The organism is Streptomyces sp. NPDC085946 (assembly GCF_044540485.1).
GTDB lineage: Bacteria > Actinomycetota > Actinomycetes > Streptomycetales > Streptomycetaceae > Streptomyces.
The window spans coordinates 444,235-468,156 of sequence record NZ_JBITSF010000003.1; the positions used below are offsets into that span (position 1 = coordinate 444,235).

Annotated in this window: 18 protein-coding genes, 2 rRNA genes and 1 pseudogene; 4 read left to right on the plus strand and 17 right to left on the minus strand. The window is 73.9% G+C overall.

All coding sequences use genetic code 11. The features are described from left to right. Positions 1 to 17: 17 nt before the first annotated feature. Positions 18 to 1,682 carry a CTP synthase gene (locus ACIF8T_RS09950; RefSeq protein ID WP_400033053.1) on the minus strand — a complete coding sequence of 555 codons (1,665 nt, stop codon included), beginning with the start codon at positions 1,680 to 1,682 and terminating at the stop codon, positions 18 to 20. 531 nt (positions 1,683 to 2,213) lie between these two features. On the opposite strand from ACIF8T_RS09950, the gene ACIF8T_RS09955 reads away from it, so the two are divergent. Further along, the gene (locus ACIF8T_RS09955) at positions 2,214 to 4,016 is read left to right on the plus strand and encodes a glycoside hydrolase family 15 protein (protein ID WP_400033120.1); all 1,803 of its coding nucleotides are present in this window, start codon (positions 2,214 to 2,216) and stop codon (positions 4,014 to 4,016) included. A 75-nt stretch (positions 4,017 to 4,091) separates the two neighbouring features. Here ACIF8T_RS09955 and ACIF8T_RS09960 read toward each other — a convergent pair whose 3' ends face one another. Continuing rightward, complete coding sequence (locus tag ACIF8T_RS09960) at positions 4,092 to 5,720, minus strand: flavin monoamine oxidase family protein (protein ID WP_400033055.1); 1,629 nt, start codon at positions 5,718 to 5,720, stop codon at positions 4,092 to 4,094. 10 nt (positions 5,721 to 5,730) lie between these two features. Next, positions 5,731 to 7,239, minus strand: coding sequence for an APC family permease (locus tag ACIF8T_RS09965; protein WP_400033057.1), 1,509 nt, complete (start codon positions 7,237 to 7,239; stop codon positions 5,731 to 5,733). Positions 7,240 to 7,462: 223 nt separating this feature from the next. Between ACIF8T_RS09965 and ACIF8T_RS09970 the strand changes: the two genes are divergently transcribed. After that, complete coding sequence (locus ACIF8T_RS09970; protein WP_400033059.1) at positions 7,463 to 9,091, plus strand: PucR family transcriptional regulator; 1,629 nt, start codon at positions 7,463 to 7,465, stop codon at positions 9,089 to 9,091. Between the two features lie 84 nt (positions 9,092 to 9,175). Here ACIF8T_RS09970 and ACIF8T_RS09975 read toward each other — a convergent pair whose 3' ends face one another. The 6 genes from ACIF8T_RS09975 to ACIF8T_RS10000 all read right to left on the minus strand — a co-directional run bounded on the left by ACIF8T_RS09975 (position 9,176) and on the right by ACIF8T_RS10000 (position 15,563). Further along, on the minus strand, positions 9,176 to 10,312 hold the full coding sequence (locus tag ACIF8T_RS09975; protein ID WP_400033061.1) for a glycosyltransferase family 4 protein: 1,137 nt from the start codon (positions 10,310 to 10,312) through the stop codon (positions 9,176 to 9,178). A 671-nt stretch (positions 10,313 to 10,983) separates the two neighbouring features. After that, positions 10,984 to 11,454: a hypothetical protein gene (locus ACIF8T_RS09980; RefSeq protein WP_400033063.1), complete on the minus strand. Its 471-nt coding sequence runs from the start codon at positions 11,452 to 11,454 to the stop codon at positions 10,984 to 10,986. Between the two features lie 263 nt (positions 11,455 to 11,717). Continuing rightward, positions 11,718 to 13,436: a DNA repair protein RecN gene (gene recN, locus ACIF8T_RS09985; protein WP_400033122.1), complete on the minus strand. Its 1,719-nt coding sequence runs from the start codon at positions 13,434 to 13,436 to the stop codon at positions 11,718 to 11,720. A 111-nt stretch (positions 13,437 to 13,547) separates the two neighbouring features. Next, the gene (locus tag ACIF8T_RS09990) at positions 13,548 to 14,453 is read right to left on the minus strand and encodes an NAD kinase (RefSeq protein WP_400033065.1); all 906 of its coding nucleotides are present in this window, start codon (positions 14,451 to 14,453) and stop codon (positions 13,548 to 13,550) included. Further along, positions 14,450 to 15,265, minus strand: coding sequence for a TlyA family RNA methyltransferase (locus ACIF8T_RS09995; protein ID WP_400033067.1), 816 nt, complete (start codon positions 15,263 to 15,265; stop codon positions 14,450 to 14,452). Before ACIF8T_RS09995 ends, ACIF8T_RS09990 begins: the two co-directional genes overlap by 4 nt. Positions 15,266 to 15,272: 7 nt before the next feature. Next, positions 15,273 to 15,563, minus strand: a complete 291-nt coding sequence (locus ACIF8T_RS10000; RefSeq protein ID WP_400033069.1) for a hypothetical protein — start codon at positions 15,561 to 15,563, stop codon at positions 15,273 to 15,275. A gap of 42 nt (positions 15,564 to 15,605) precedes the next feature. On the opposite strand from ACIF8T_RS10000, the gene ACIF8T_RS10005 reads away from it, so the two are divergent. After that, on the plus strand, positions 15,606 to 15,953 hold the full coding sequence (locus tag ACIF8T_RS10005) for a sterol-binding protein (protein WP_400033071.1): 348 nt from the start codon (positions 15,606 to 15,608) through the stop codon (positions 15,951 to 15,953). A 53-nt stretch (positions 15,954 to 16,006) separates the two neighbouring features. On the opposite strand, the gene ACIF8T_RS10010 is transcribed toward ACIF8T_RS10005, so the two are convergent. The 4 genes from ACIF8T_RS10010 to ACIF8T_RS10025 all read right to left on the minus strand — a co-directional run bounded on the left by ACIF8T_RS10010 (position 16,007) and on the right by ACIF8T_RS10025 (position 20,112). After that, the gene (locus ACIF8T_RS10010) at positions 16,007 to 16,915 is read right to left on the minus strand and encodes an ABC transporter ATP-binding protein (RefSeq protein WP_400033073.1); all 909 of its coding nucleotides are present in this window, start codon (positions 16,913 to 16,915) and stop codon (positions 16,007 to 16,009) included. Then, a complete protein-coding gene (locus tag ACIF8T_RS10015) occupies positions 16,912 to 17,949 on the minus strand; it encodes a FecCD family ABC transporter permease (protein WP_400033075.1) in 1,038 nt (345 codons plus the stop codon). The genes ACIF8T_RS10010 and ACIF8T_RS10015 overlap by 4 nt, the downstream gene beginning before the upstream one ends. Continuing rightward, positions 17,946 to 18,989 carry a FecCD family ABC transporter permease gene (locus ACIF8T_RS10020; RefSeq protein WP_400033077.1) on the minus strand — a complete coding sequence of 348 codons (1,044 nt, stop codon included), beginning with the start codon at positions 18,987 to 18,989 and terminating at the stop codon, positions 17,946 to 17,948. The genes ACIF8T_RS10015 and ACIF8T_RS10020 overlap by 4 nt, the downstream gene beginning before the upstream one ends. Before the next feature lie 94 nt (positions 18,990 to 19,083). Further along, a complete protein-coding gene (locus ACIF8T_RS10025; RefSeq protein WP_400033079.1) occupies positions 19,084 to 20,112 on the minus strand; it encodes an HAD hydrolase-like protein in 1,029 nt (342 codons plus the stop codon). 72 nt (positions 20,113 to 20,184) lie between these two features. Here ACIF8T_RS10025 and ACIF8T_RS10030 point away from each other — a divergent pair, with 72 nt between their 5' ends. Next, positions 20,185 to 21,477 carry a DUF1015 domain-containing protein gene (locus ACIF8T_RS10030; protein ID WP_400033081.1) on the plus strand — a complete coding sequence of 431 codons (1,293 nt, stop codon included), beginning with the start codon at positions 20,185 to 20,187 and terminating at the stop codon, positions 21,475 to 21,477. 51 nt (positions 21,478 to 21,528) lie between these two features. Here the strand turns inward: ACIF8T_RS10030 and ACIF8T_RS10035 are convergent, their stop codons facing one another. The 4 genes and pseudogenes from ACIF8T_RS10035 to ACIF8T_RS10050 all read right to left on the minus strand — a co-directional run. Then, positions 21,529 to 22,278, minus strand: coding sequence for a hypothetical protein (locus tag ACIF8T_RS10035; protein ID WP_400033124.1), 750 nt, complete (start codon positions 22,276 to 22,278; stop codon positions 21,529 to 21,531). A gap of 333 nt (positions 22,279 to 22,611) precedes the next feature. Further along, positions 22,612 to 23,487, minus strand: a pseudogene (locus tag ACIF8T_RS10040) (hypothetical protein); the annotation flags it as partial. Between the two features lie 140 nt (positions 23,488 to 23,627). Next, positions 23,628 to 23,744 (minus strand): 5S ribosomal RNA (gene rrf / locus ACIF8T_RS10045). A 105-nt stretch (positions 23,745 to 23,849) separates the two neighbouring features. Further along, positions 23,850 to 23,922 (minus strand): 23S ribosomal RNA (locus tag ACIF8T_RS10050); the annotation flags it as partial.

Here is a 23,922-nt window from a genome sequence, read left to right on the forward strand (position 1 = left end):
ACCGTACAACCGGTGCGTTACTCGGAGGTCTTCCGCTCGACCGCGGCCCTGACCAGGCCCGCGAACAGCGGATGCGGACGCGTCGGCCGGGAGCGCAGCTCCGGGTGCGCCTGGGTGGCGACCAGGTACGGGTGCACCTCGCGCGGGTACTCCACGTACTCGACGAGCTTGCCGTCCGGCGAGGTGCCGGAGAAGACGATGCCCGCCTTCTTCTCCAGCTCGGTGCGGTAGGCGTTGTTCACCTCGTACCGGTGCCGGTGGCGCTCCTCGACGTACTCCTTGCCGTCGTACACCTCGCGCACGATCGAGCCCTCGGCCAGCTTCGCCGGGTACATGCCGAGCCGCATCGTGCCGCCCATGTCGCCCTCGCCGGCGACGATGTCCATCTGCTCGGCCATGGTGGAGATGACCGGGTGCCCGGTGGCGGGGTCGAACTCGGTGGAGTTGGCGTCGGAGATGTCGGCCAGGTTGCGCGCGGCCTCGATCACGATGCACTGCAGGCCGAGGCAGAGGCCGAGCAGCGGCACCTTGTTCTCGCGGGCGTAGCGGATGGCGCCGACCTTGCCGTTCACGCCGCGCTCGCCGAAACCGCCGGGGATGCAGATGCCGTCGACGTCGCCGAGCTGCGCCGCGGCGCCGGCCGGGGTCTTGCAGTCGTCGGAGGTGACCCACTTGATCTTGACGCGGGCGCGGTTGGCGAAGCCGCCGGCGCGCAGCGCCTCGGTGACCGACAGGTAGGCGTCGGGCAGGTCGATGTACTTGCCGACCAGGGCGAGGGTGACCTCGTGGTCGGGGTTGTGGACGCGGTCGAGCAGGTCGTCCCAGGTCGTCCAGTCCACGTCGCGGAAGGGCAGGTCCAGCTTGCGGACCACGTAGGCGTCCAGGCCCTCGCCGTGCACGGTCTTGGGGATGTCGTAGATCGAGCGGGCGTCGGGACAGGCCACGACGGCGGCCTCGTCGACGTCGCACATCAGCGAGATCTTCCGCTTGATCGCGGTCGGCACCTCGCGGTCGCAGCGCAGCACGATCGCGTCCGGCTGGATACCGATGTTGCGCAGCGCGGCGACCGAGTGCTGGGTCGGCTTGGTCTTCAGCTCGCCGGAGGGGCCGATGTAGGGCAGCAGCGAGATGTGGACGACGAAGACGTTGTCCCGGCCCACCTCGTGGCGGACCTGGCGGACGGTCTCCAGGAACGGCAGCGACTCGATGTCGCCGACCGTGCCGCCGACCTCGGTGATCACGACGTCGACCTCGTCCGTCGCCATGCGGCGGATGCGGTGCTTGATCTCGTTGGTGATGTGCGGGATGACCTGCACGGTGTCGCCGAGGTACTCCCCGCGCCGCTCCTTGGCGATCACGGTCGAGTACACCTGGCCGGTGGTGACGTTGGCCGAGCCGTCCAGGTCGCGGTCGAGGAACCGCTCGTAGTGGCCGATGTCCAGGTCGGTCTCGGCGCCGTCGTTGGTGACGAACACCTCACCGTGCTGGAAGGGGTTCATCGTGCCGGGGTCGACGTTCAGGTACGGGTCGAGCTTCTGCATCACGACGCGCAGACCGCGGGCCTTGAGCAGCATGCCGAGGCTGGAGGCGGTCAGCCCCTTGCCGAGCGAGGAGGCGACACCCCCGGTGACGAAGATGTGCTTGGTCGTCGAGGTGCTGTTTCGGAAAGCAGCGGGCGGCATGGCCAAGAGGGGGCTCCCGTGGTCGCGGTATGGGGGTGCGGTGCGGCTGTCCTGCCGGAAGGGTTCCGGGGGGCCGTCGCTGCGGTTCGGGGGTCCCCTCGGGAAGTGCATCCCTACGGGGGGCGCCCACCGGTCCACGGGCTACCAGCGTATCAGCGCCCCGGAGAGATGGCTTCCGGCCACGCTCCGCGCACGGGCCGACACGGAGGCGTTCCGGAGCCCCGTCGCCGCCGCCCGCCGGTCACTCGTTCGGCGGATGCGCGTTGCCCGGAGCGGCACACAGATCATCTACGTGCGTCGTATCCTGCTCGGACACTCGCTGCCGAGCCCGGCCGGCCACACGGCACCACCCCCGACCGTAAACACCGGAACAACGAGAGCTCGTCAGTTCGTTGAGCAACAATTGGCGTTTTGCGTCACGGCAGAGCGACTGTTGTGTTTCATCGCTCAACGACGCAATACAAAAACCCCTTGACCGCACTAGCGACAGCCCCCTCGCGGGGTGACGTGGCCGTTCGACTGGAGTTGCACGTGGCCGGGCGCATCGAAGACTACGCACTCATCGGAGACATGCAGACCGCTGCCCTGGTCTGCCGGGACGGCACGGTCGACTGGCTGTGCCTGCCCCGCTTCGACTCGCACGCCATCTTCGCCGGCCTGCTGGGCACCGAGGAGCACGGCTTCTGGCGGCTCGGCCCGGCGCACTCCCCCGACCAGGAACCGCCCCGGGCCGCCCGGCGCAGCTACCGCGGCGACTCGCTGATCCTGGAGTCCGAGTGGGACACCCAGCGCGGCACGGTCCGGGTGACCGACTTCATGCCGCCGCGCGACGGCGCCCCGCAGCTCATCCGCATCGTGGAGGGCGTCTCGGGCCGCGTGCCGATGCGCTCGGCCCTGCGGATGCGGTTCTCCTACGGCCGGATCGTCCCGTGGGTGCACAAGCACGAGGGGCGCACGGTGGCCGTCGCGGGCCCCGACTCGGTGTGGTTCGACACACACGCCGAGACCTACGGCAAGTCGCTGACCACGTACGCGGACTTCACGGTCGCTCCCGGTGACCGGATCGCGTTCACGATCTCCTGGCAGCCCTCGCACAAGGAGCCGCCGCCGCTGCCCGAGCCCGAGCAGTCGCTGGAGGCGACCGAGGACTTCTGGCGCGAGTGGGTCGAGCACTGCACGTACCACGGCCCCTACCGGGAGGCCGTGATCCGCTCCCTGATCACGCTGAAGGCCCTGACGTACGCCCCCACGGGCGGCATCGTCGCCGCGCCCACCACCTCGCTGCCCGAGGACATCGGCGGCGTGCGCAACTGGGACTACCGCTACACCTGGCTGCGCGACGCGGCGATCACCCTGTCCTCGCTGCTGCGCACCGGCTACCGCGAGGAGGCCCGCGCCTGGCGCGAGTGGCTGCTGCGGGCGGTGGCCGGCGACCCGGAGAACCTGCAGATCATGTACGGCATCGCCGGCGAGCGCGAGCTCGGCGAGGCGGAGCTGGACTGGCTGCCCGGCTACGAGAACTCCGCCCCGGTCCGGGTCGGCAACGGCGCCGCCCACCAGCTCCAGCTCGACGTGTACGGCGAGGTCACCGAGGCCCTGCACCTGGCCCACATGACGGGCCTGGCGCGCAACGACTACGCCTCCCTGCTCCAGCTCAAGCTGATCCAGTACCTGGAGGACCACTGGCAGGACCCCGACGAGGGCATCTGGGAGGTGCGCGGCCCGCGCCGCCACTTCGTGCACTCCAAGGTCATGGCCTGGGTCGCGGTCGACCGCACCATCAAGCTCATCGAGTCCGGCGACGCGGACGGCCCGCTGGAGCGCTGGAAGGAACTGCGCGACGAGATCCACCGGGACGTGTGCGAGAAGGGCTACGACGAGGAGCGCAACACCTTCACGCAGTCGTACGGCTCGAAGGAGCTGGACGCCTCGCTGCTGCTGATCCCGCAGGTGGGCTTCCTGCCGCCGGACGACAAGCGGGTCATCGGCACCATCGAGGCGATCCAGCGGGAGCTGTCCACGCCGGACGGCTTCATCCTGCGCTACCCGACGCAGGGCGACGACGAGGGGGTCGACGGCCTGCCCGGCGACGAGGGCGCGTTCCTGGCGTGCTCGTTCTGGATGGCCGACGACCTGGCGATGATCGGCCGCGTGGACGAGGCCCGCAAGCTGTTCGAGAAGCTGCTGTCGCTGCGCAACGACCTCGGCCTGCTCGCCGAGGAGTGGGACCCGCGCCTGCAGCGCCAGGTCGGCAACTTCCCGCAGGCGTTCAGCCACGTGCCGCTGATCGACACGGCGCTGCGCCTGACGGTCTCCGGGGCGTACGGCGGCTGACCAGCCCCGCTCCGGGCAGGCTCCCGGTGGGCGGTGTCCCGGTGGGCGGGACCGCCGCCCACCGGGACCGCTTCGCTACGCCACCGCGGCGATCACCTCCCGGGCCGCCCGCTCCCCCTCGGTCGCCCCGCCCTCCATGAAGCCCTGGAAGTCGTAGGAGCAGTGCTCGCCGACGATGTGGACGTTGCCCTGCGCCGTGCCCTCGTAGCCCGCGTACCGGTGGAGGTAGCCCACCGGCCAGTACGAGTAGGCGCCCAGGGCATGGGGGTCCAGGTGCCAGGCGGAGAGCTGGGCGCGGCCGGTCCAGGCCGCCGAGGTGCCGGGGAAGAAGGCGTCGATGCCGCTGAGGCGGCGCCGCGCCAGCCCCGTGACGTACGGGTCGCCCTCGTGGGAGAAGGGGCCCGCGGGCGTCAGGGCCGCGGCCCGGCTGCCGCCGTTGTACTGGATGAGGATGCCGCCCGTGCCCGGCTGGATCTTGGTGGTGTCCCAGGTCTGCTGGACCTCGGTGTCGGTGAAGCAGTCGCCCGCCGAGACGCCGGGCCAGGGGCCGGTGCCGCGCCAGGGGCGGCCGGTGAACTGCAGGTTGAGCTTGGTGCAGTGGCCCATGCGGGCGTCGCGGATCAGGTTCGTCATCCGGGGGTCGAAGCCGGCCCGGCCGAGGTCGAGGCGTTTGAGGACGGGCAGCGGGACGCACAGGACCGTGTGGTCGGCGGTGACGGTCCGGACGGAGCCGGACTCGGTGAAGGTGAGGGTCTGCGTGCCGTCGGCGCCGGCCCGGACGGCTTCCAGGGACCAGCCGTGCCGGATCGTTCCCTCGGGCAGGAAGCCGGCGATGGCGCGCGGGAGCCGGTCGTTGCCGCCGGTGATGTGGTAGCGCTCGTTGGACAGGCCCCAGATGTTGAAGTCGCCGGGGTTGGTCTGGTAGCCCATCAGCAGCACCAGGGCGAGCGAGGACTGCTCGGTGGTGTCGGCGCCGTACTCGACGGTGTAGGCGACGTCGAGGAGCCGGCCGAGCGGGGAGTCGTGGCCGCCCGGGACGCGGGACTCGATCCAGTCGTACAGGGACGTCTCGTCCAGGGCGGTACCGGCCGCAGTGCTCCGGTTCCACTTCACCTCGCCCGCCTCGACCAGGTCGCGGTGCAGGGCCTGGTAGACGTCCTTGAAGTCCTCCTCCGCCCGCTCGCGCGGGTAGTACGCGCCGTCGAACCAGAGGACCTCCTCCGCTCCGTTGGGCCCGCCGCCGAGGAAGTCCTCGACGGGCAGCCCGAACCGGCGGCACAGTTCCAGCATCTTCTTGTGGCTGGTGTCGATCAGCTCGCCGCCGATCTCCGAGGTCTGGCCGTACGCCCAGTGGTCGCGCTGGGTGTACATGCGGCCGCCGACCCGGTCGGGGTGGGCCTCGTAGAGCGTGCAGGCCAGACCGGCGTCGCGCAGGGTGAGGGCGGCGGTGAGCCCGGCGATGCCGGCGCCGACGACGGCGATGCGGGGCGCGCCGGCCGCGGCCGGCGCGGTGGCGGCCCGGGCTCCGGGGGCGGCGGCCACGGCGGTGCCCGCCGCGGTCGCGGTCGCCGCGAGGGCCGCCGCTCCCCTCAGCAGCGAGCGCCGGCGGACGGCGGCCTCCGCCACGGGAAGGCCCAGCCGGTGGGCGGCCGCGTGGTCGGCGGCCAGGGCGCGCAGGACGTGCAGGGCGTGCGTACGGGACACGGTGGGCTCCTCAGGCGTGGGCGGGGGCTTCCTCGATCTCGTCGTCCGTGCGTTCGGCCGCGTCCTCCAGGACGATCCGGCCGATGACCTCGTAGCGCTCCGGGCGGCGGGCCCGCAGGTACAGGCCGAGCCCGAGGCCGCCGCAGAAGACCAGCCCGACGATCCACGGGATGGCCGTGAAGAACAGGGAGTCCGCCGCCGTGCCGGCCGCGGTGTCGAGGTTGGCCACCAGCAGCCCCACGACCGCGATCATGCCGATGCCGCCGAGCAGCGGGGCGGTGAGGGTGCGGAACCAGTGCCGGTCCTCGGGGTGGTGGCGGCGGAAGTAGCCGATGACCGCGAAGGAGCACAGCGTCTGCACGATGAGGATCGCCATCGTGCCGAGGATCGCCAGCAGCGTGTACAGGTGGACGTAGGGGTCCTGACCGGTCAGCCAGAAGGCGCCGACCAGCGCGACCGCGACGCCCGACTGGACGAAGGAGGCGACGTACGGCGATCCGTGGCGGGCGTGGGTGCGGCCCAGGGCGGGGTGCAGGAAGCCCTCGCGGCCGATGGCGTACAGGTAGCGGGCCGCGCACTGGTGGAAGGCCATGCCGCAGGCGAACGAGCCGGTGACCAGCAGCCACTGGAAGGCGTCGACGGCCCAGGCGCCGAGGTAGGCGTGCGCCGGGCCGAAGAAGAGGTCCAGGGGGCTGATCCCGGCGGAGACCTCGACGGAGCCCCGCAGGCCGTTGCCGGCGATGGTCATCCAGGAGACGTAGATGTAGAACAGGCCGACGCCGACGACCGAGATCAGGGTGGCGCGCGGGATGACGCGCTTGGGGTCGCGGGACTCCTCGCCGTACATCGCCGTGGACTCGAAGCCGACCCACGACCAGAAGGCGAAGAACAGGCCGAGTCCGGCGGAGGCGCCGGTGAAGGCGTTCCTCGGGTCGACGGGTTCCAGCGGGATGCCGTCCGGGCCGCCGCCGTGGAGCAGGACGGCGGTGGCCACCGCGAACAGGACCGCGATCTCGGCGATCAGCATCACGCCGAGGGCCTTCGCGGTCAGGTTGATGTCGAAGTAGGAGAGGGCCGCGGTGACCGCGAGCATCGCGGCCGCGTACCCGGCCCAGGGCACGTCGAGGCCGAGCTGGTCGTGGACGGTGGTCTGCGCGAAGTAGGAGAAGACGCCGACGATCGACGCCTCGAAGACGATGTACGCCAGGACGGCGAGCATCCCGGAGGCCATGCCGGTGATGCGGCCCAGGCCGTGCGAGATGTAGCCGTAGAAGGCGCCCGCGGCGGTGATGCGGCGGGCCATGGCGACGTAGCCGACGGAGAACACCGTCAGGACCAGCGTGGCGAAGAGGTAACCGGCGGGCGCGCCGGTGCCGTTGCCGAAGCCGACCGCGATGGGCAGGTTGCCGGTCATCGCGGTGATGGGCGCGGCGGTGGCGACCGCCATGAACACCACACCCACCAGACCTACGGAACCAGCCTTCAGACGATGGACCTCTCGCGTGGGTTCTTCTGCCATTCCCGCCCCTTTCGCTGTGCTGCTGCGACGAAATCCGAAGGCCGAACCGGGCTTGCCTTTCGGATGCGTCAGTGTGTCGACGGAGTGACGCATGCCACAAGCGACAGGAGGTCGTGCAGAACGGCGGCGCGCGCGACGCAGTGTCGTGCCGGGCGCCGCGGTGATCGTCCCCGTAACCGCGCGGAGATGTGCCGGACGCACGCGCGCGGGTAGCGTCCGGCGCATGGACAGCGGATTCGACACCGACGGCGCCGGCATCACCGTGCGGCGGGCGCTGGAACTGCCCGGGCTGCGCGGCGGCCTGCCCGAGGTCCTGGCGGGCGCCGACCGGCTGGGGCGCACGGTGCGCTGGGTGCACGCGGGCGAGGTGCCCCACATCGCCTCGCTGCTCAAGGGCGGCGAACTGCTGCTGACCACCGGCTACGGCATGGGCACCCGCCCCGCCGAACAGCGCGCGTTCGTACGGACCCTGGCCGAGCGCGGCATCGCGGCCCTGGTCGTGGAGCTCGGCCCGCGCTTCACCCGGCTGCCCGCCGCCCTGGTCGACACGGCCCGCGCGGCCGGGCTGCCGCTGGTCCAGCTGCACCGCGAGGTGCCGTTCGTGGCGGTCACGGAGGAGATCCACACCGAGATCGTCAACGGCCACTACGCGCTCCTCCAGCGCGCCGAGGAGGTGCACCGCCGCTGCACCCAGGCACTGCTCGGCGGCGGCGGCATCTCCCAAGTCCTCGGCATCCTGGCGGACTTCGCGGGCAACCCGGTGTTCCTGGAGACGGCCGACGGGCGGCTGCTGTACGCCGCCGGGGCCGGCCCCGAGGGCGCCGACCCGCTCCAGGTGTGGGAGGGGCTGCGCGGCCAGCACAAGGAGACCCCGCTGCCGGGCTCGGTCCTCGTCGACGTGCCCGGCGGCGGGCCGGGCGCCGGCGGCGTCCGCGCGCGGCTGGTGCTGCTGCCCGTCCGGGCGCCCCTGGTCCCGGTGCACCGCATGGCGGCCGAACGGGCCGCGGGCATCCTGGCCGTGGTGCTGATGCAGGCCCGTCAGGAGGAGGAGCTGGCGGCGCGCGGGCGCGGCGACTTCCTCACCGACCTCGCCGAGGGCCGGGTCACCGCGGAGGACGCGCCCGCGCAGGCGCGCGTCCTGGGCTTCAAGCCGGGCGGCAGCCCGCTGCTGCCGGTCGTGATGCGGCTGGGCGACACCCTCGCGCAGGGCGGGGGCTGGGCGGTCCTGGCCCGCGCGGTCGGCGAGGAGCTGGCCTCGGTGGGCGTCCCGGTCCTGCTGGGCGTACGGCCGGTGGAGGGCCGGGTGATGCTGCTGGTTGGCCTGCGCGCGGAGGCGGAGCGGCCGGCGGTCGCGGACCGGGTCGCGGCGGCGCTGCGGGCCGGGGCGGAACGGGCCGGGATGCTGCGGCCGGGGGCGCAGGCGCCGGTCGTGGTCGTCGGGGTGGCGGGCGGCTGGGCGGCGGCCACGGCGGGACTGCGGCACGCGGCGGAGACGGCGACCGCAGCGCAGGGCCTGCCCGACCGTCCCTGGTACGACGCCCGGCGCCTCGACATCGACCTGCTGTTGTGGCGGCTGCGCGACCACCCGGACCTGGCGGCCTTCGTGGACCGCGCGATCGGCCCGCTGCGGGACCACGACGACCGCTCCCGGCCGCCGCTGCTGCCGACCCTGGAGACGTACCTGGCCCACGCGGGCCGCAAGGCGGAGACGGCCCGCGAGCTGCACCTCAACCGGCAGACGCTGTACAACCGGCTGGCGCGCATCGGGGAGTTGCTGGGCACGGACCTCGACGACCCGCAGACGGTACTGGCGTTGAGCCTGGCGCTGCGGGCCCGGCGGCACGTCGGCTGAAGCGGCGTCTGCCGCCGCGCCGGCCGGTGCCGGGCCGAAGCGGCGACTGCCGAGCGAACCGGCTGGAGCAACGGCTGCGGCCGACTAGAGCAACGGCTGCGGTTGCGTCAACTCGTCGTAGACGCTCAGCACTTGGGCGACTGTCTCGTCCTCGGTCGGCCAGGTGGCCGCCTGCCGGACCCCCCGCTCCGTCAGCCGCGCGCACCGCTCGGGGTCGCCGAGCAGGCGCACCACGGCGTCGGCGAGCGCGGTCGCGTCCCCGTGGGGGACGAGTTCGGCGGCGTCGCCCACGAGTTCGGGGACGGCGCCGGCCCGGGCCGCGACGAGCGGCACCCGCGCGTGGAGGGCCTCCTGGGCGAGGACGGAGCGCGCCTCCCACCGGCTCGGCAGCAGCGCGAGGTCGGCGGCGGCGAGCAGGTCGGCGATGTCGTCGCGCCGGCCGATGAGCCGGACCGGCAGCCCCTCGTCCTCGATGCGCCGCTGGAGTTCGCCGCGCAGCGGCCCCTCCCCCGCGATCACGACCAGCGGCACGGGGTCGAGACGGCACCACGCGCGCGTGGCGTCCAGCAGGACGTCGTACCCCCGGTGCCGTTCCAGCGAGCCGACCGTCATCAGCAACGGGCGCCCGATGGCGCCGAGTTCGGCCCGGACCTTGGGGCGGTCGAGGTCCTGCGGTGCGCGCCGCCCGCGCGGGCCGGGCAGCGTGACGGCCGCCAGCCGCGCGTCGCGGGCACCGGTCCGGCGCGCCCGGTCCACCAGGGGGGAGGTCGTCCCGAGCACCACGGTGGCCGCCTTGGCGACCCGCCGTTCCAGCACCCGCAGCAGGTGGGCGCGCGGTCCCTCGGCGTGCGCACGGTCGTGCCACGTGACGACGAGCGGGGTCCGCACGCGCCGCCCGCCGAGGGCCAGCACGGTGCGGAAGGAGGCGTGCAGCCCGTGCGCGTGCACCAGGTCGGCCTCCGCGCAGGCCGCCCGCAGCGCCGCGACCGAGACCGGGTCGCTGCTGCGCGGCACGTGCACGTGGTCGGCGCCGGCACCGGTGAAGTCGTAGGCGTGATCGGCCTCGGCGGGGGCGCACACCGTGACCCTCACGCCCCTCGCGACGAGCCCCGCGGCCAGCGAGCGCACGTGGGCGCTGCTGGCGGCGTTGCCTCCGCCCAGCACCTGCACGGTGCGCAGCGGCGACTGGCCGTGCGGTGAGGGGCTGCTCAGGGGGGTCACGTGGCCGGGGCTCCTGGTTCGGGGTGGGCGGTCACGAAGAAAGTACAGCCGGATCGAGCAGAGGGGGCGTACCGCCCGGTGTGCTACGCGTACACCGTCAAGGATGCCAGGACGTACGGGCGTTCCGGGAACGGCGGGCGCCGCGCCCGCACGACTGCCACGGCAACGAGACGGACATCGTCACCCGTACGAGTGACCCCGCCGCTCCCCCTGCCGGCCGGGAGCCCGTCCCGCCGCGCGGCCGTCCCCCACGACCGGCGCCCGGACGATCCCGGCACCGCCCCTCCACGGCCTGCTCAAGCGCACGCCCCGCCGCGCGCCACCCGGCTCACTCCACTCCCCCGCACCCGTCCGCCACGCGCCGTGGCGCGCGCCTCGACCGCCCAGCGCCCACGACCACGCCCGCACACCGGCGCACACGCCCCGGCGCACGCAGCCCTCGAACATCACCCGGGCCTCACGGGTCCCCCGGCGGGGACGACCGCCCGTTCCCACCGAGCCGTCGAGCCGGCCGTCGGCGCCCCCGCCGCCGCATCACGCGACTTCCGAACCCCACGGACCGCTCGCCGCGACGATCCCCGCCGCGAGGGCGACCACCGGCTCACCGGCCCTCCGGGGCCGCCGGACAGCCGAGCCGCTCCAGCGCCCCCGCTGCCGGGCCGCCACCCGGCTCACCGCGCCGCCCCCACACCACCGTCACCACAAGCCCGCCCTCGACGGCACGCAGCCCCCTCCGCCCGGCGCCCACGACCGCCCCAGAACCGTCCCAGAACCGCCCCCAGGGCCGTGCCCAGCGCGTGCGCTCCCGTGTCGCCGATCATCACGCGCTCGCCGAGGCCGTCGGGCAGCACGCCCGCCGCGGCGGCGCACGGTCCGCCCGCCGCGCCGCCGCGCACCAGCCCCGGCTCCCCGAGCACGAGCACCGCCCCGGCGGCCCGGCCCGGCCGTATGGCCACGAGGTCGACGGCGCGGGCGGCCCCGACGATCACGACGCCCGCGAGCACCGTGCCGCCGGGCCGCGCCCCGGCGGCGAGCCCGGCCGCCGGGTTCCCGGACGGCTCGACCGCCCCGCCGGTCACCTCACCGCCGCGCGGCGCGGCCGGACGCGCCCGGAACCCGCGCCGCGGATCGTCCGCCCCCACGACGTCGTCCTACGCCCTGCGGCCCCGGCGTCGGGCCGTATCCGCCGGGCGCCCACCGCCGCGGACCCCGCGACGGCCGGCCCGGCCGTACGGGTCGACGATCCGCCCGGCGGGACGGGGCCGCTCCCGGCGGTCCCGGCCGCCGGGAGCCGTGGCGCGGAGAACGGCCGTCCGGCCCGGGGCAAGGCGGACGCGAGGCCGCGCGCGGGACCGCCGATCGAACCGCCGGTCCCGCGCGCGGCCCCGCTCATCCGACCCCGGCGTCAGCCGTCCGCACGGGCCGTGGCCAGCAGCTCCTCCGCATGCGCCCGCGCCGTCTCGGAGTCCTCCTGGCCGGCGAGCATGCGGGACAGCTCCCGGATGCGGTCCTCGCCCTCCAGGACCTTCACGCCGGAGCGGGTGACGGAGCCGTCGTTGGTCTTCTCGACCAGCAGCTGCCGGTCGGCGAACGCGGCCACCTGCGGCAGATGCGTGACAACCACGACCTGCGCGGTCTTCGCGAGCCGCGCGAGCCGCCGCCCGATCTCCACGGCCGCCTTGCCGCCGACACCGGCGTCGACCTCGTCGAAGAGGTACGTCGGCACGGGGTCGGTCCCCGCGAAGACGACCTCCACGGCCAGCATCACGCGCGAGAGCTCACCGCCCGAGGCGCCCTTGGCGATGGGCCGGGGCGGCGCCCCCGGGTGCGGGGCCAGCAGCAGCTCGACCTCGTCGGCGCCGGACGGCCCGTACGCCACCGTGCGGCCGCCCACCTCGACGCCCTCGGGGTCCTCGGTCTGCCGGATGTCGAAGGACACGCGCGCGTGCGGCATGGCCAGCGACGCCAGCTCGGCGGTGACGGCGGCGGCGAACCGCTCCGCGGCCTCGGTGCGGGCGTCCGTCAACGCCTGGGCGAGACCGCCCAGTTCGACGCGGAGCGCGTCCCGTTCGGCGGTCAGCTCCTCGATCCGCTCGTCGTCGCTGTCGAGCTCGGTCAGCCGCTGGGCAGCCCGCTCGGCCCACGCCAGCACGGCGGCGACGTCCTCGCCGTACTTGCGCGTCAGCGCGGTGAGCGCGGCCCGCCGCTCCTCGACGGCGGCCAGCCGCAGCGGATCGGCGTCCAGGTCGTCCGCGTACCCGGCCAGTTCCCCGGCCACGTCCCGCAGCAGGATCCCGACCTCACCGATCCGGTCGGCGAGCGCGGCCAGCGCCGGATCGTGCGACCGCACGGCCTCCAGGGCCCGCTGCGCGCCCGCGACGAGCGTCCCGGCGTCGACCCCCTCGGGGTCCTCCGGATCGCCCGCGAGGGCCGCGTGCGCGACCTGCGCGGCGGACGCCAGCGCCTCCGCGTGGCCCAGCCGCTCGGCCTCCTCGGCGAGCTCGGCGTCCTCGCCGGCCCGCGGTTCGACGGCCGCGATCTCGTCGAGGCCGTAGCGCAGCAGGTCGGCCTCCTGGGCCCGTTCCCGCGCGCGCGTGGTGATCTCGTCGAGCTCGGCGGCGACGGCCCGCAGCCGCTTGTACGCCCCGGCGTACTTGGCGAGCGGCACGGCGACCGCGTCGCCCGCGTACCGGTCGAGGGCCTGCCGCTGCCGGGACAGTTTGAGCAGCCCCTGCTGGTCGGTCTGCCCGTGCACGGCCACCAGCTCGTCGGCGAGCTCGCCGAGCAGCCCCACGGGCACGCTGCGCCCGCCCAGGTGGGCCCGGGAGCGTCCCTCGGCGGAGACGGTCCGGCTGATCAGCAGCGCCCCGTCGTCGAGTTCGGCCCCGGCCTCCTCGGCCCGCACGGCCACCGCCGCGTCCGCGGGGACGGTGATCCGTCCCTCCACCACCGCCTTGTCGGCACCGATCCGCACGAGCGCCGCGTCCGCGCGCCCGCCGAGCAGCAGCCCGAGGCTGGTGACCACCATGGTCTTGCCGGCACCGGTCTCACCGGTGACGGCGGTGAAGCCGGGCGACAGCTCGACGACCGCGTCGTCGATGACTCCGAGCGACCGTATCCGCATCTCCTCCAACACGGACACGACCTTACGAGGTCCCGGCCGGGAAGTGCGACCGCCCCACCCCTGTCACCCACGCGGGTGGCGGCGTCCGGCGCGCAGGATCCCCGGGGGCCGCTAGTGCGGCGCCCCCCGCCACCCGGAGACCGGCAGCGCGAACTTCGCCACCAGCCGGTCCGTGAAGGAGGCGTGGTGCAGCCGGGCGAGCCGCACCGGCACGGCCCCCCGCCGCACCTCGACCCGCGCCCCCGGCGGCAGCTCCACCGTCCGCCGCCCGTCGCACCACAGCACCCCCGGCGGGACGTGCGGCAGCACCTCCACGGCCAGCACGGAGTCCGGCGAGGTCACCAGCGGCTTGGCGAACAGCGCGTGCGCGCTGATCGGCACCATCAGCAGCGCCTCGACCTCCGGCCACACCACCGGCCCGCCCGCGGAGAACGCGTACGCCGTGGAGCCGGTGGGCGTCGCGCAGACGATGCCGTCGCAGCCGAACCCGGTGACCGGCCGCCCGTCGATCTCCAGGACGACCTCCAGCATCCGCTCCGCGGACACCTTCTGCACGGCCGCCTCGTTCAGCGCCCAGTCCGTGTGCACGATGTCGCCGTTGCGGTGCACGACGACGTCGACGGTCATCCGCTCCTCGACCTCGTACGCCTTGGACACCACCCGGTCGACGACCTTGTCGAGGTCGTCGCGCTCGGCCTCGGCGAGGAAGCCGACCCGGCCGAGGTTGACGCCGAGCATCGGCACCCCGGAGGCCCGGGCGAACTCCGCGCCGCGCAGCAGGGTGCCGTCGCCGCCCAGCACGATGAGCAGCTCGCAGTCGTCGAGGCACTGCGGGGTGGCCTCCTTGACGGTCTCCACCTCGTCCGGCAGCGGCAGGTCGCAGGCCTCGGCCTCCAGGACCCGCACCCCGAGCCCGGAGCGCAGCAGCCCCTTGACCACGAGCTCGGCACTGCGGATGGCCGCGGGCCGCCCGGTGTGGGCGAGCAGGAAAACAGTACGAGCTCGGTTCTGTGTCAACGCGGCCCCTCCGCCACTGCACGGTCAACGTCGGCCGGGTCCAGTTCCGGTGCCCCGGCCCGCAGCCACAGAAAGTACTCGACATTGCCCGAGGGCCCGGGCAGCGGACTGGCCGTCACGCCCTTCACCCCGAGCCCCAGCTGCCAGGCCCTCGCGGCCACTGCCCGCACGGCCTCCGCCCGCAGCTGCGCGCTGCGCACGACTCCCCCGCTGCCCAGCCGCTCCTTGCCCACCTCGAACTGCGGCTTGACCATCATCACCAGGTCGGCGTCCGGCGTCACGCACCGCACCAGGGCGGGCAGCACCAGGCCGAGCGGGATGAAGGACAGATCCCCCACCACAAGATCCACAGGCTCCCCATCGATCGCTTCGAGCGTCAACTCGCGTACGTTCGTACGGTCCTTGACGGTGACGCGTTCATCGTTGCGGAGCGACCAGGCGAGTTGTCCGTATCCGACGTCCACGGCGACGACGTGCGCGGCACCGGCCCGCAGCAGGACGTCGGTGAAGCCGCCGGTGGACGCGCCGGCGTCCAGCGCGCGGCGGCCGCCGACCACCAGGCCCCGCGGCACGAACGCCGCCAGCGCGCCGGCGAGCTTGTGCCCGCCCCGCGAGACGTAGTCGGGCTCGCTGTCGTCCTGCGCGACGACGATGGGCGCCGCGGTCTCGACCTGGGTGGCGGGCTTGGTCGCGACGGTCCTGCCGACGCTGACCCGCCCGGCGGCGATCAGCTGGCTGGCGTGCTCGCGCGAGCGCGCCAGCTTCCGGCGGACCAGCTCCGCGTCCAGACGGCGGCGTGCGACTCCTGCCACGTTCGGTTCAGCTCCTGTTCCCGTAGGGCGAGGGGGGCACCGGAGGTCCCGGGCGGGCGTCGAGCGCGGTGAGCGCGTCGCGCAGCCCCCGGTGTACATCCTCGTACACCTCCACGTGTCCGTCGGTGGCGAGGTGGTCGGCGTCACCGAGCCGCTCCAGGGCTGCGTCCACGGCGGCGTCGCCGGTGGGGGTGCGGGGCACGCCGAGCGGGGCGGGGGCGGCGGGGTCGTGCGCCGGCCCGGCCTCCACCGCCTCGCGCGGGGTCTGCGGGTGCGCAACCGGATCGGGGTCGTCCATGCCCCGACGCTACCGCGAACCGCTGCGGTACCGTCGATCGCGATGGCCACGATCGAGGAGTGCCGCGCCGCACTCGACAAGCTCTCGGACAGCATGCAGCACGCCGAAGGGGACGTCCGCGATGCCGCCGCCCTGGACCGCTCGGTGAGCTGCCACATCAAGGACCTCGACGTCACCTTCGCCGGCCGCCTCGAAGGGGGCCGCATCGTGGTGCACGACACCCTCGCGGGCCCGCCGCCGGAGCGGGCCGAGATCAGGCTGGCCATGACCGGCGACGACCTGGTGGCCCTGGTGAACGGCGAGCTGAACTTCGCCAGGGCCTGGGGCTCGGGCCGGGTCCGGCTGGAGGCGGGCCTGCTGGACCTGTTCCGGCTCAGGAAGCTGCTGTAGCCCCTCCTCGGGGACTCCTGGGGTTCCGGCTCAGAAGGTCCCGCGGTCCCGGCTCAGGAGGCTTCCGTGGCCGCCACGCGCTCCTCGGCCGCCTTGCGGGCGCGCGCCGTGCGGGCCGCGGGGACCACCAGCGGCGTGCCCGTCTCCGGGTCGTCGATGATCTGGCAGCGCAGCCCGAAGACCTCCTCGACCAGGTCGGCGGTGACGATGTCCCTCGGCGCGCCCTCGGCGATGACCTCGCCGGCCTTCAGGGCGATGAGGTGGGTGGCGTACCGGGCGGCGTGGTTGAGGTCGTGCAGCACGGCGACGAGCGTGCGGCCCTGCTCCTCGTGCAGCTCCGCGCACAGGTCGAGGACGTCGATCTGGTGCTGGATGTCCAGGTAGGTGGTCGGCTCGTCCAGGAGCAGCAGCGGGGTCTGCTGGGCGAGGGCCATGGCGATCCACACGCGCTGGCGCTGGCCGCCGGAGAGCTCGTCGACGTACCGGTCGGCGAGCTCGGCGACACCGGTCTGCCGCATGGACTCCTGGACGACCCGCTCGTCCTCGGCCGACCACTGGCGCAGGAGGCCCTGGTGCGGGTAGCGGCCCCGGCCGACGAGGTCGGCGACGGTGATGCCGTCGGGCGCGATCGAGGACTGGGGCAGCAGCCCCAGCGTCCGGGCGACCTTCTTGGCGGGCATCGACTGGATGACCTGCCCGTCGAGCAGCACCCGGCCCTCGCTGGGCCTGAGCATGCGCGACAGCGCCCGCAGGAGCGTGGACTTGCCGCACGCGTTCGGGCCGACGATCACCGTGAAGGAGTGGTCGGGTATCTCCACCGACAGCCGCTCGGCGATGACGCGCTGGTCGTAGGCGAGGGTGACGTTCTCGGCGGACAGGCGGTTCACGGTGCTCCTCTGGTTGTTCAGCCCGCTGCTGACGCTGGTCGTGGCGCTCGTACCCGCGCCCGGTCCGTGGTTCATATCCGGCCCGCCCGGCGCTCGGTGACCAGCAGCCACAGCAGGTAGACACCGCCGAGCACGCCGGTGACCACGCCGACGGGCAGCTGGTCGGCGCCGAAGAGCCGCTGCGAGGCCCAGTCGGCGGTGACGAGCAGGGCGGCGCCCATGCACAGCGACGGCAGCAGGTTCGGGCCGGGCGAGCGGGTCAGCCGCCGGGCGAGCTGCGGCGCGGTGAGCGCCACGAAGCTGACCGGCCCGGCGGCGGCGGTCGCGGACGCGGTGAGCAGCACGGCGGCCACCATCAGCAGCATCCGCACGCGCTCCACCCGCACCCCGAGGGCGTACGAGACGTCGTCGCCCATCTCCATCATCCGCAGCCCGCGCGCGTTGGCGAGGACGAGCGGGACCAGCACGGCGCACAGCCCGAGCAGCGGCCAGACCTGCGCCCAGTCGCGGCCGTTGAGGGACCCGGTCATCCACACCACCGCGCGGGCCGCGTCGACGATGTCGGACTTGGTGAGCAGGTAGCCGTTGACCGCGGTGACGACCGCCGAGACGCCGATGCCGACGAGGACCAGCCGGTACCCGTGCACGCCCTGCTTCCAGGCGAGCACGTAGATGGCGAGACCGGTCACCAGCCCGCCCACGAGCGCCCCGGCGGCGACCTGGTTCGCGGTCCCGGAGAACAGCACGATCACCACGAGCGCTCCGGCCGTCGCCCCCTGCCCGAGGCCGAGCACGTCCGGACTGCCCAGCGGATTGCGGGAGATGGACTGGAACAGCGCGCCGCCCAGACCGAGGGAGGCGCCGACCAGCAGCCCGACCAGGACCCGCGGCAGCCGCAGTTCGTTGACGATGAACTCCTGGCCCGCGTTGCCCTCGCCCAGCAGCGTCCTGAGCACGTCGGCGGCCGGGATCGGGAAGTCGCCGGTGCCGATGAGGACGACGCTCGCCGCGAGCGCCGCGGCCAGCAGCAGGACGACGACGGTGAGGGCGCGCGCGTCCAGCCGGACCGACAGCCCGCCCGGGGTCCGCACCGCACGGTTGGTCTTCACAGCTGGGCCGTCCTCCGCCGTCGTACGAGAAAGATGAAGACCGGGCCGCCGAGGATCGCGGTGACGATGCCGACCTGGAGTTCGGCCGGGCGGGCCACGACCCGGCCGATGACGTCGGCGCCGAGCAGCAGCACGGGCGACAGGACCGCCGCGTACGGCAGGATCCAGCGCAGGTCGGGCCCGGTGAAGGAGCGCACGACGTGCGGCACCATCAGCCCCACGAACATGATCGGCCCGCAGGCGGCGGTCGCGGCCCCGCACAGCATGGTGGCGGCGAGCATGGACAGGGCCCGGGTGCGGTTGAGGTCGGCGCCGAGGGCCTTGGCGGTGTCGTCGCCCATCGCCATGGCGTTGAGCGGCCGGGCGAGGAGCAGCGCCAGCACCATGCCGGCCAGCAGGAACGGCAGCACCTGCGTGATGGTCGAGTCGTCCGCCGAGGACAGCGAACCCACCGTCCAGAAGCGCATCTTGCCCAGCGCCGCCTCGTCCATGATCATCACGGCCTGGAGGTAGCCGTACAGGGCGGCGCTGATCGCGGTGCCGGCGAGCGCGAGCCGCACGGGGGTCGCGCCCCGGCTGCCGCCGAGGAACCACACCAGCGCCCCGACCGCGGCCGCGCCGAAGAACGCGAACCACACGTAGCCGGTGAGCGAGGTGACGCCGAAGTAGGTGATGGCCGTGACGACCGCGGCGGACGCTCCCGCGTTGATGCCGAGCAGGCCGGGATCGGCCAGTGGGTTGCGGGTGAGCGCCTGCAGCACCGCCCCGGCCAGCCCGAGGGCCGCGCCGGCGAGCAGTCCGAGGACGGTCCGCGACAGCCGCTCGGCGACGACGACGTCGCCGTACGTCCCCGACTCCGCGAACAGGCCGTGCCACACCTGCCCCAGGGACAGCTCTTTCGCGCCGACCGCGATGCTCGCCGACGCGACGAGCACCAGGAGCGCGGCCGAGACGAGGAGCCCGAAGGCACGTATCGCCCGGCGGTTCGGGGGCGCGGGGGCGGTCTCCGCGCGCTGTTCGGGAGGACTGTCGACCAACACGCAGTTAGGTTAGCCTACCCTGCCAATCGATCAAGATCCTGAGGCCGCCCAACTGCCCCGACGCCGTACTCGTCACGGGACTCCGGCCCGCGCCTCACCACCCCAGCCGTGCCAGCGCCTTGCCCGCGTCCAGTTCGCACCCCCCCTCCCCGGCGGCCGTCCAGGCCGCCGCGCACAGCGCCCGCAGCCCGTCCAGCGCCTCCCCGTCACCGCTCAGTTCCAGCCGTTCCGCCCCGGCCCGCGCCGTCCAACCCCCGCACCGGAAACCGCCGTCGTCCCCGGCGACCTCCGGCTGCCCGGTGAGCAGCCCCCGCAGGTCGGCGTCGACGAACGTCGGCCGGTGCTGCGGCGGCGCGGCCAGCAGCCGCGGCGCGTCCGTCACCCCCGTGAGCACGAGCAGCGAGTCGACGTCCCCGTTGAACGCGCCCTCGATGTCCGTGTCCAGCCGGTCCCCGACCACGAGCGGCCGCTCGGCCCCGGTCCGCAGGATGGTCTCCCGGTGCATCGGCGGCAGCGGCTTGCCCGCGACCTGCGGTTCGGCCCCCGTGGCGATCCGCACCACCTCCACCGCCGCCCCGTTGCCGGGTGCGATCCCGCGCCCGCTCGGGATCGTCAGGTCGGTGTTGGACGCGAACCACGGCACCCCGCGCGCCACGGCGTAACTGGCCTCCGCGAAACGCCCCCACGGCAGGTCCGCTCCGCCGAACCCCTGCACCACCGCCGCCGGATCGTCGTCCGCCGACTCCACGGGCACGAGCCCGCGCTCGCGCAGCGCCACCCGCAGCCCCTCCCCGCCCACGACCAGCACCCGGGCGCCCCGCGGCACCTGCTCGCTGATCAGCCGCGCGACCGCCTGGGCCGAGGTGATGACGTCGTCGGCCCCCGTCGGTATGCCCAGCTCGGTCAGGTGGTCCGCCACGGTGTCCGGGGTCCGCAGGGCGTTGTTGGTCACGTACGCGAGGCGCATCCCGCCCTCCCGGGCCGCGGCCAGCGACTCGACCGCGTGCGCGATCGCGTTCCCGCCCGCGTACACCACCCCGTCCAGGTCGAGCAGCGCCGTGTCGTACGCCTCACTCAGGGCCTGCCCACTGCCCTCGAGCCTCGTCCTGACGCTCCGGCTCATCCCGCATCGCTCCTCGTTCGCTCGCCTTCCCACGATCATCCCCCATGCCGGTGACACACGTACGATGCCGGGATGGATACAGCAGGTCACCCGGAAGCAACGGCACGCCGAGGCCTGGAACTCACCCCGTTCCGAGGACTTCGCTACGACCCCGACCGGGTCGGGAGCCTGGCCGCCGTGACATCACCGCCGTACGACGTCGTGGTCCGCCCCGACGGCCTGCACCACCTCGAGTCCCTCGACCCCCACAACATCGTCCGCCTGATCCTCCCGCAGGCCGCCACACCGGACGTGCGCAACGAACAGGCCGCCGAGACCCTGCGGCGCTGGCGGTCGGAAGGCGTCCTGACCACCGACCCGGAACCGGGCCTGTACGTCTACGAACAGCGCGCCGGCGACGGCACACTGCAACGCGGCGTCATCGGCGCGCTGCTCGTCTCGGACCCCGCCGAGCAGGCGGTGCTCCCCCACGAGGACGTCATGCCGCACGTCGTCGCCGACCGCGCGGGCCTGATGCGGGCCACCTCCGCCAACCTCGAACCGCTGCTGCTGACCTACCGCGGCGACCGCTCGACGGCGGCCACGGCCGACCTCGTCGAACGCACCGCCCAGCAGCCCCCGCTGCTGTCCACGACCACGGAGGACGGCTACGGCCACCGCCTGTGGTCGGTGACGGACCCCGCGGACGTGGCGCGCGTCCAGACCGATCTCGCCCGCCACCAGGCCCTCATCGCCGACGGCCACCACCGCTGGGCGACCTACCGCCGCCTGCGCGCCGAGCACGCCTCCCCCGGCCCCTGGGACCACGGGCTGGTCCTCCTCGTGGACACGGCCCGCTACCCGCTGCGCGTCCGCGCCATCCACCGCCTGCTGCACGGCCTGCCGGTCGCGGACGCCCTGGCCTCCCTCGACGGCCTGTTCCGCGTCCGCCGCCTGGACGTGCCGCTGGCCGGCGCGATGGAGGCCCTGGCCGACACGGCCCGCGCGGGCAACGCGTTCGTCCTGGCCGGCGACGGCGCCTTCCACCTCGTCGACCGCCCGGACCCGGACCTCCTGGCCCGCACGGTCCCGGCCGACCGCCCCGCCGCGTGGCGCACCCTGGACGCGACGGTCCTGCACGCCACGCTCCTCGGCCACGTCTGGCACATCCCCGAGGACGACCCGTCCCGCATCGCCTACATCCACGACACGGCCGCCACGGTCGCGAAGGCACAGCGCGACGGCGGTACGGCCGTCCTCATGCACCCGGTCCGCGAGGAGGTCGTCCGCGACCTGGCCCGCCAGGGCGTGACCATGCCCCGCAAGTCCACGTCGTTCGGCCCGAAGCCGGCCTCGGGCCTGGTCCTGCGCGTCCTGGACGCCTGACACGCGAAAGGGGCGGGACCCGGTCGGCCCCGCCCCTCTGTCACACGGACGTCAGTCCTTGTCGGCGTCCTCCGACGGAACGTCCTCACGCCCGCCGTCGGTCCCGTCCTCGTCACCGCTCTCGTCCAGGGCGTCGACGAACTCCACTCCGTCCAGCTCGGCGAGCCGGTCGGAGGCGTCGGTGCTGCCGTCCCGGTCGGCCTCCACGGCCTTCGCGAACCACTCCCGGGCCTCGCCCCGCCGCCCGGCGGCGAGCAGCGCGTCGGCGTACGCGTACCGGAGCCGCGCGGTCCACGGCTGCACCGAGTTCGACGCCAGCTCGGGGCTCTGCAGCGTCACGATGGCCGCGTCCAGCTGCCCCATGTCCCGCCGGGCGCCGGCCGCGACGAGCCGCATCTCGACCTGTCCGGCCTTGTCCAGCTTGTGCACCTCGGGTGCCCCGGCCATGTCCAGTGCCTTCTCCGGCCGCCCCAGCCCGCGCTCGCAGTCGGCCATGACGGGCCACAGCTCCACGGACCCGGTCATCCGCCGCGCGGCCCGGAACTCGGCGAGCGCCTCGCCGTACTTCTGGTTCGCGTACGCGGCGAACCCGGCGGCCTCGCGCACGGCGGCGACCCGGGACGCCAGCCGCAGCGCCACCTTGGAGTAGCCGTACGCGCCTTCGGGGTCCTCGTCGATGAGCCGGGCGACCATCACCAGGTTCCTGGCGACGTCCTCCGCGAGCGTCTTGGGCAGACTCTGCAGCTCCTGCCGCACGTCCTTGTCGATCTCGTCGCCCGTGACGTCCTCAGGGATCGGCAGCCGCTTGATCGGCTCCCGGTCCCGGTCCCGCTCGTCACGGAACCGCCCACCACCACGCCGGTCGTCACGGCGGTCATCGCGCCGGTCGTCCCGCCCGCGGAACCCACCGGGCCGCCCACCGCGGTCGTCCCGGCGCGGCCCACGCCCGCGGTCGTCCCGGCCACGGTCGTCCCGCCCGCGGAACCCACCGCGCTCCCCGCCCCGGCTGTCGTCCCGCCTGAAGCCACCGCGCTCGCCACCCCGGTCGTCCTGCCGGAAGCCACCGCGCTCCCCGCGGTCGTCACCGCGCCGGTCGTCACCCCGGCGCTCGTCCCGCCGGAACCCGCTCCGGCTGTCATCCCGGCGGAAGCCGCCACGGTCGTCGCTCCGGCGGTCGTCCCGCCGGCCGTACCCACCGCGGTCACCCTCGCGCCGGTCGTCACGGCGGTCATCACGACGGTCGTCCCGCCGGTCGTCGCGACGGAAGCCACCGCGCTGCCCCCGGTCGTCTCCCCGGCTGTCGTCGCGCCGGAAGCCGCCGCGGTCGTCGCTCCGGCGGTCATCGCCCCGACGGTCGTCACGGCGGTCGTCCCGCCGGCCGTACCCGCCGCCGCCCCGGCTGTCATCCCGGCGGAAGCCGCCCCGCTCACCACGCTCGTCATCGCGGCGGAACCCACCACGGTCCCCACGGTCGTCGCGGCGGAAGGAGGGACGCTCCCCACGGTCGTCACGACGGAACGAGGGACGCTCCCCACGGTCATCACGACGGAACGAGGGACGCTCCCCACGGTCATCACTGCGGAACGAGGGACGCTCCCCACGATCGTCACGACGGAACGAGGGACGGTCACCGCGATCGTCCCTGCGGAAGCCGCCACGGTCGCGGTCGTCCCGACGCGGCCCGCGGTCGTCACCCCGGCGGTCGTCCCGCCGGCCGTACCCGCCACCGCGGTTGTCGTCGCGACGGAAGCCACCGCGCTCCCCGCGGTCGTCTCCTCGGTTGTCGTCACGGCGGAAGCCGCCGCGGTCGTCGCTCCGACGGTCATCGCCCCGGCGGTCGTCCCTGCGGAACCCGCCCCGGTCACCGTCCCGACGACCGTAGCCGCCACGGTCGTTGTCGCGGCGGAAGCCGCCCCGGTCCCCGCGCTGGCCTCCACGGTCGCCGCGGTCACCACTGTCCCGTCGCCGCTGGTCGCGCTCCGGTCGGTCCTCGGGAGAGTTGGTGGACATGGGTGACTCCTGTCTTTGGTACCGCAAGTCGTTCTCGCGCAGCCGGGTACCCGGCGCGCTCCGGGCTGTGCTTGTCGTAAAACAGAAAAGGACCCCTGGTCCCAGCATGAACGCTGGTGACCAGGGGTCCTCCAAAGATTGTTCGGCGGTGTCCTACTCTCCCACAGGGTCCCCCCTGCAGTACCATCGGCGCTGTAAGGCTTAGCTTCCGGGTTCGGAATGTAACCGGGCGTTTCCCCTACGCTATGACCACCGAAACCCTAATGGTTTCGAGCGAACAAGCACACTCTTTACTTGTATGTTCTGCTCAAAGCCGACAACTGTTCGTTGTCTCAGAACTAACACAGTGGACGCGAGCAACTGAGGACAAGCCCTCGGCCTATTAGTACCGGTCACCTCCACACGTTGCCGTGCTTCCAGATCCGGCCTATCAAC

What these genes read in the sequence shown, in the direction of transcription:
- recN (WP_400033122.1), bottom strand. Translation starts at nt 13,436, where the DNA reads ATGCGGATACGGTCGCTCGGAGTCATCGACGACGCGGTCGTCGAGCTG.
- ACIF8T_RS10000 (WP_400033069.1), bottom strand. Translation starts at nt 15,563, where the DNA reads ATGGACGACCCCGATCCGGTTGCGCACCCGCAGACCCCGCGCGAGGCG.
- ACIF8T_RS09950 (WP_400033053.1), bottom strand. Translation starts at nt 1,682, where the DNA reads ATGCCGCCCGCTGCTTTCCGAAACAGCACCTCGACGACCAAGCACATC.
- ACIF8T_RS09970 (WP_400033059.1), top strand. Translation starts at nt 7,463, where the DNA reads ATGGACAGCGGATTCGACACCGACGGCGCCGGCATCACCGTGCGGCGG.
- ACIF8T_RS10030 (WP_400033081.1), top strand. Translation starts at nt 20,185, where the DNA reads ATGGATACAGCAGGTCACCCGGAAGCAACGGCACGCCGAGGCCTGGAA.
- ACIF8T_RS10005 (WP_400033071.1), top strand. Translation starts at nt 15,606, where the DNA reads ATGGCCACGATCGAGGAGTGCCGCGCCGCACTCGACAAGCTCTCGGAC.
- ACIF8T_RS10025 (WP_400033079.1), bottom strand. Translation starts at nt 20,112, where the DNA reads ATGAGCCGGAGCGTCAGGACGAGGCTCGAGGGCAGTGGGCAGGCCCTG.
- ACIF8T_RS10010 (WP_400033073.1), bottom strand. Translation starts at nt 16,915, where the DNA reads ATGAACCACGGACCGGGCGCGGGTACGAGCGCCACGACCAGCGTCAGC.
- ACIF8T_RS09965 (WP_400033057.1), bottom strand. Translation starts at nt 7,239, where the DNA reads ATGGCAGAAGAACCCACGCGAGAGGTCCATCGTCTGAAGGCTGGTTCC.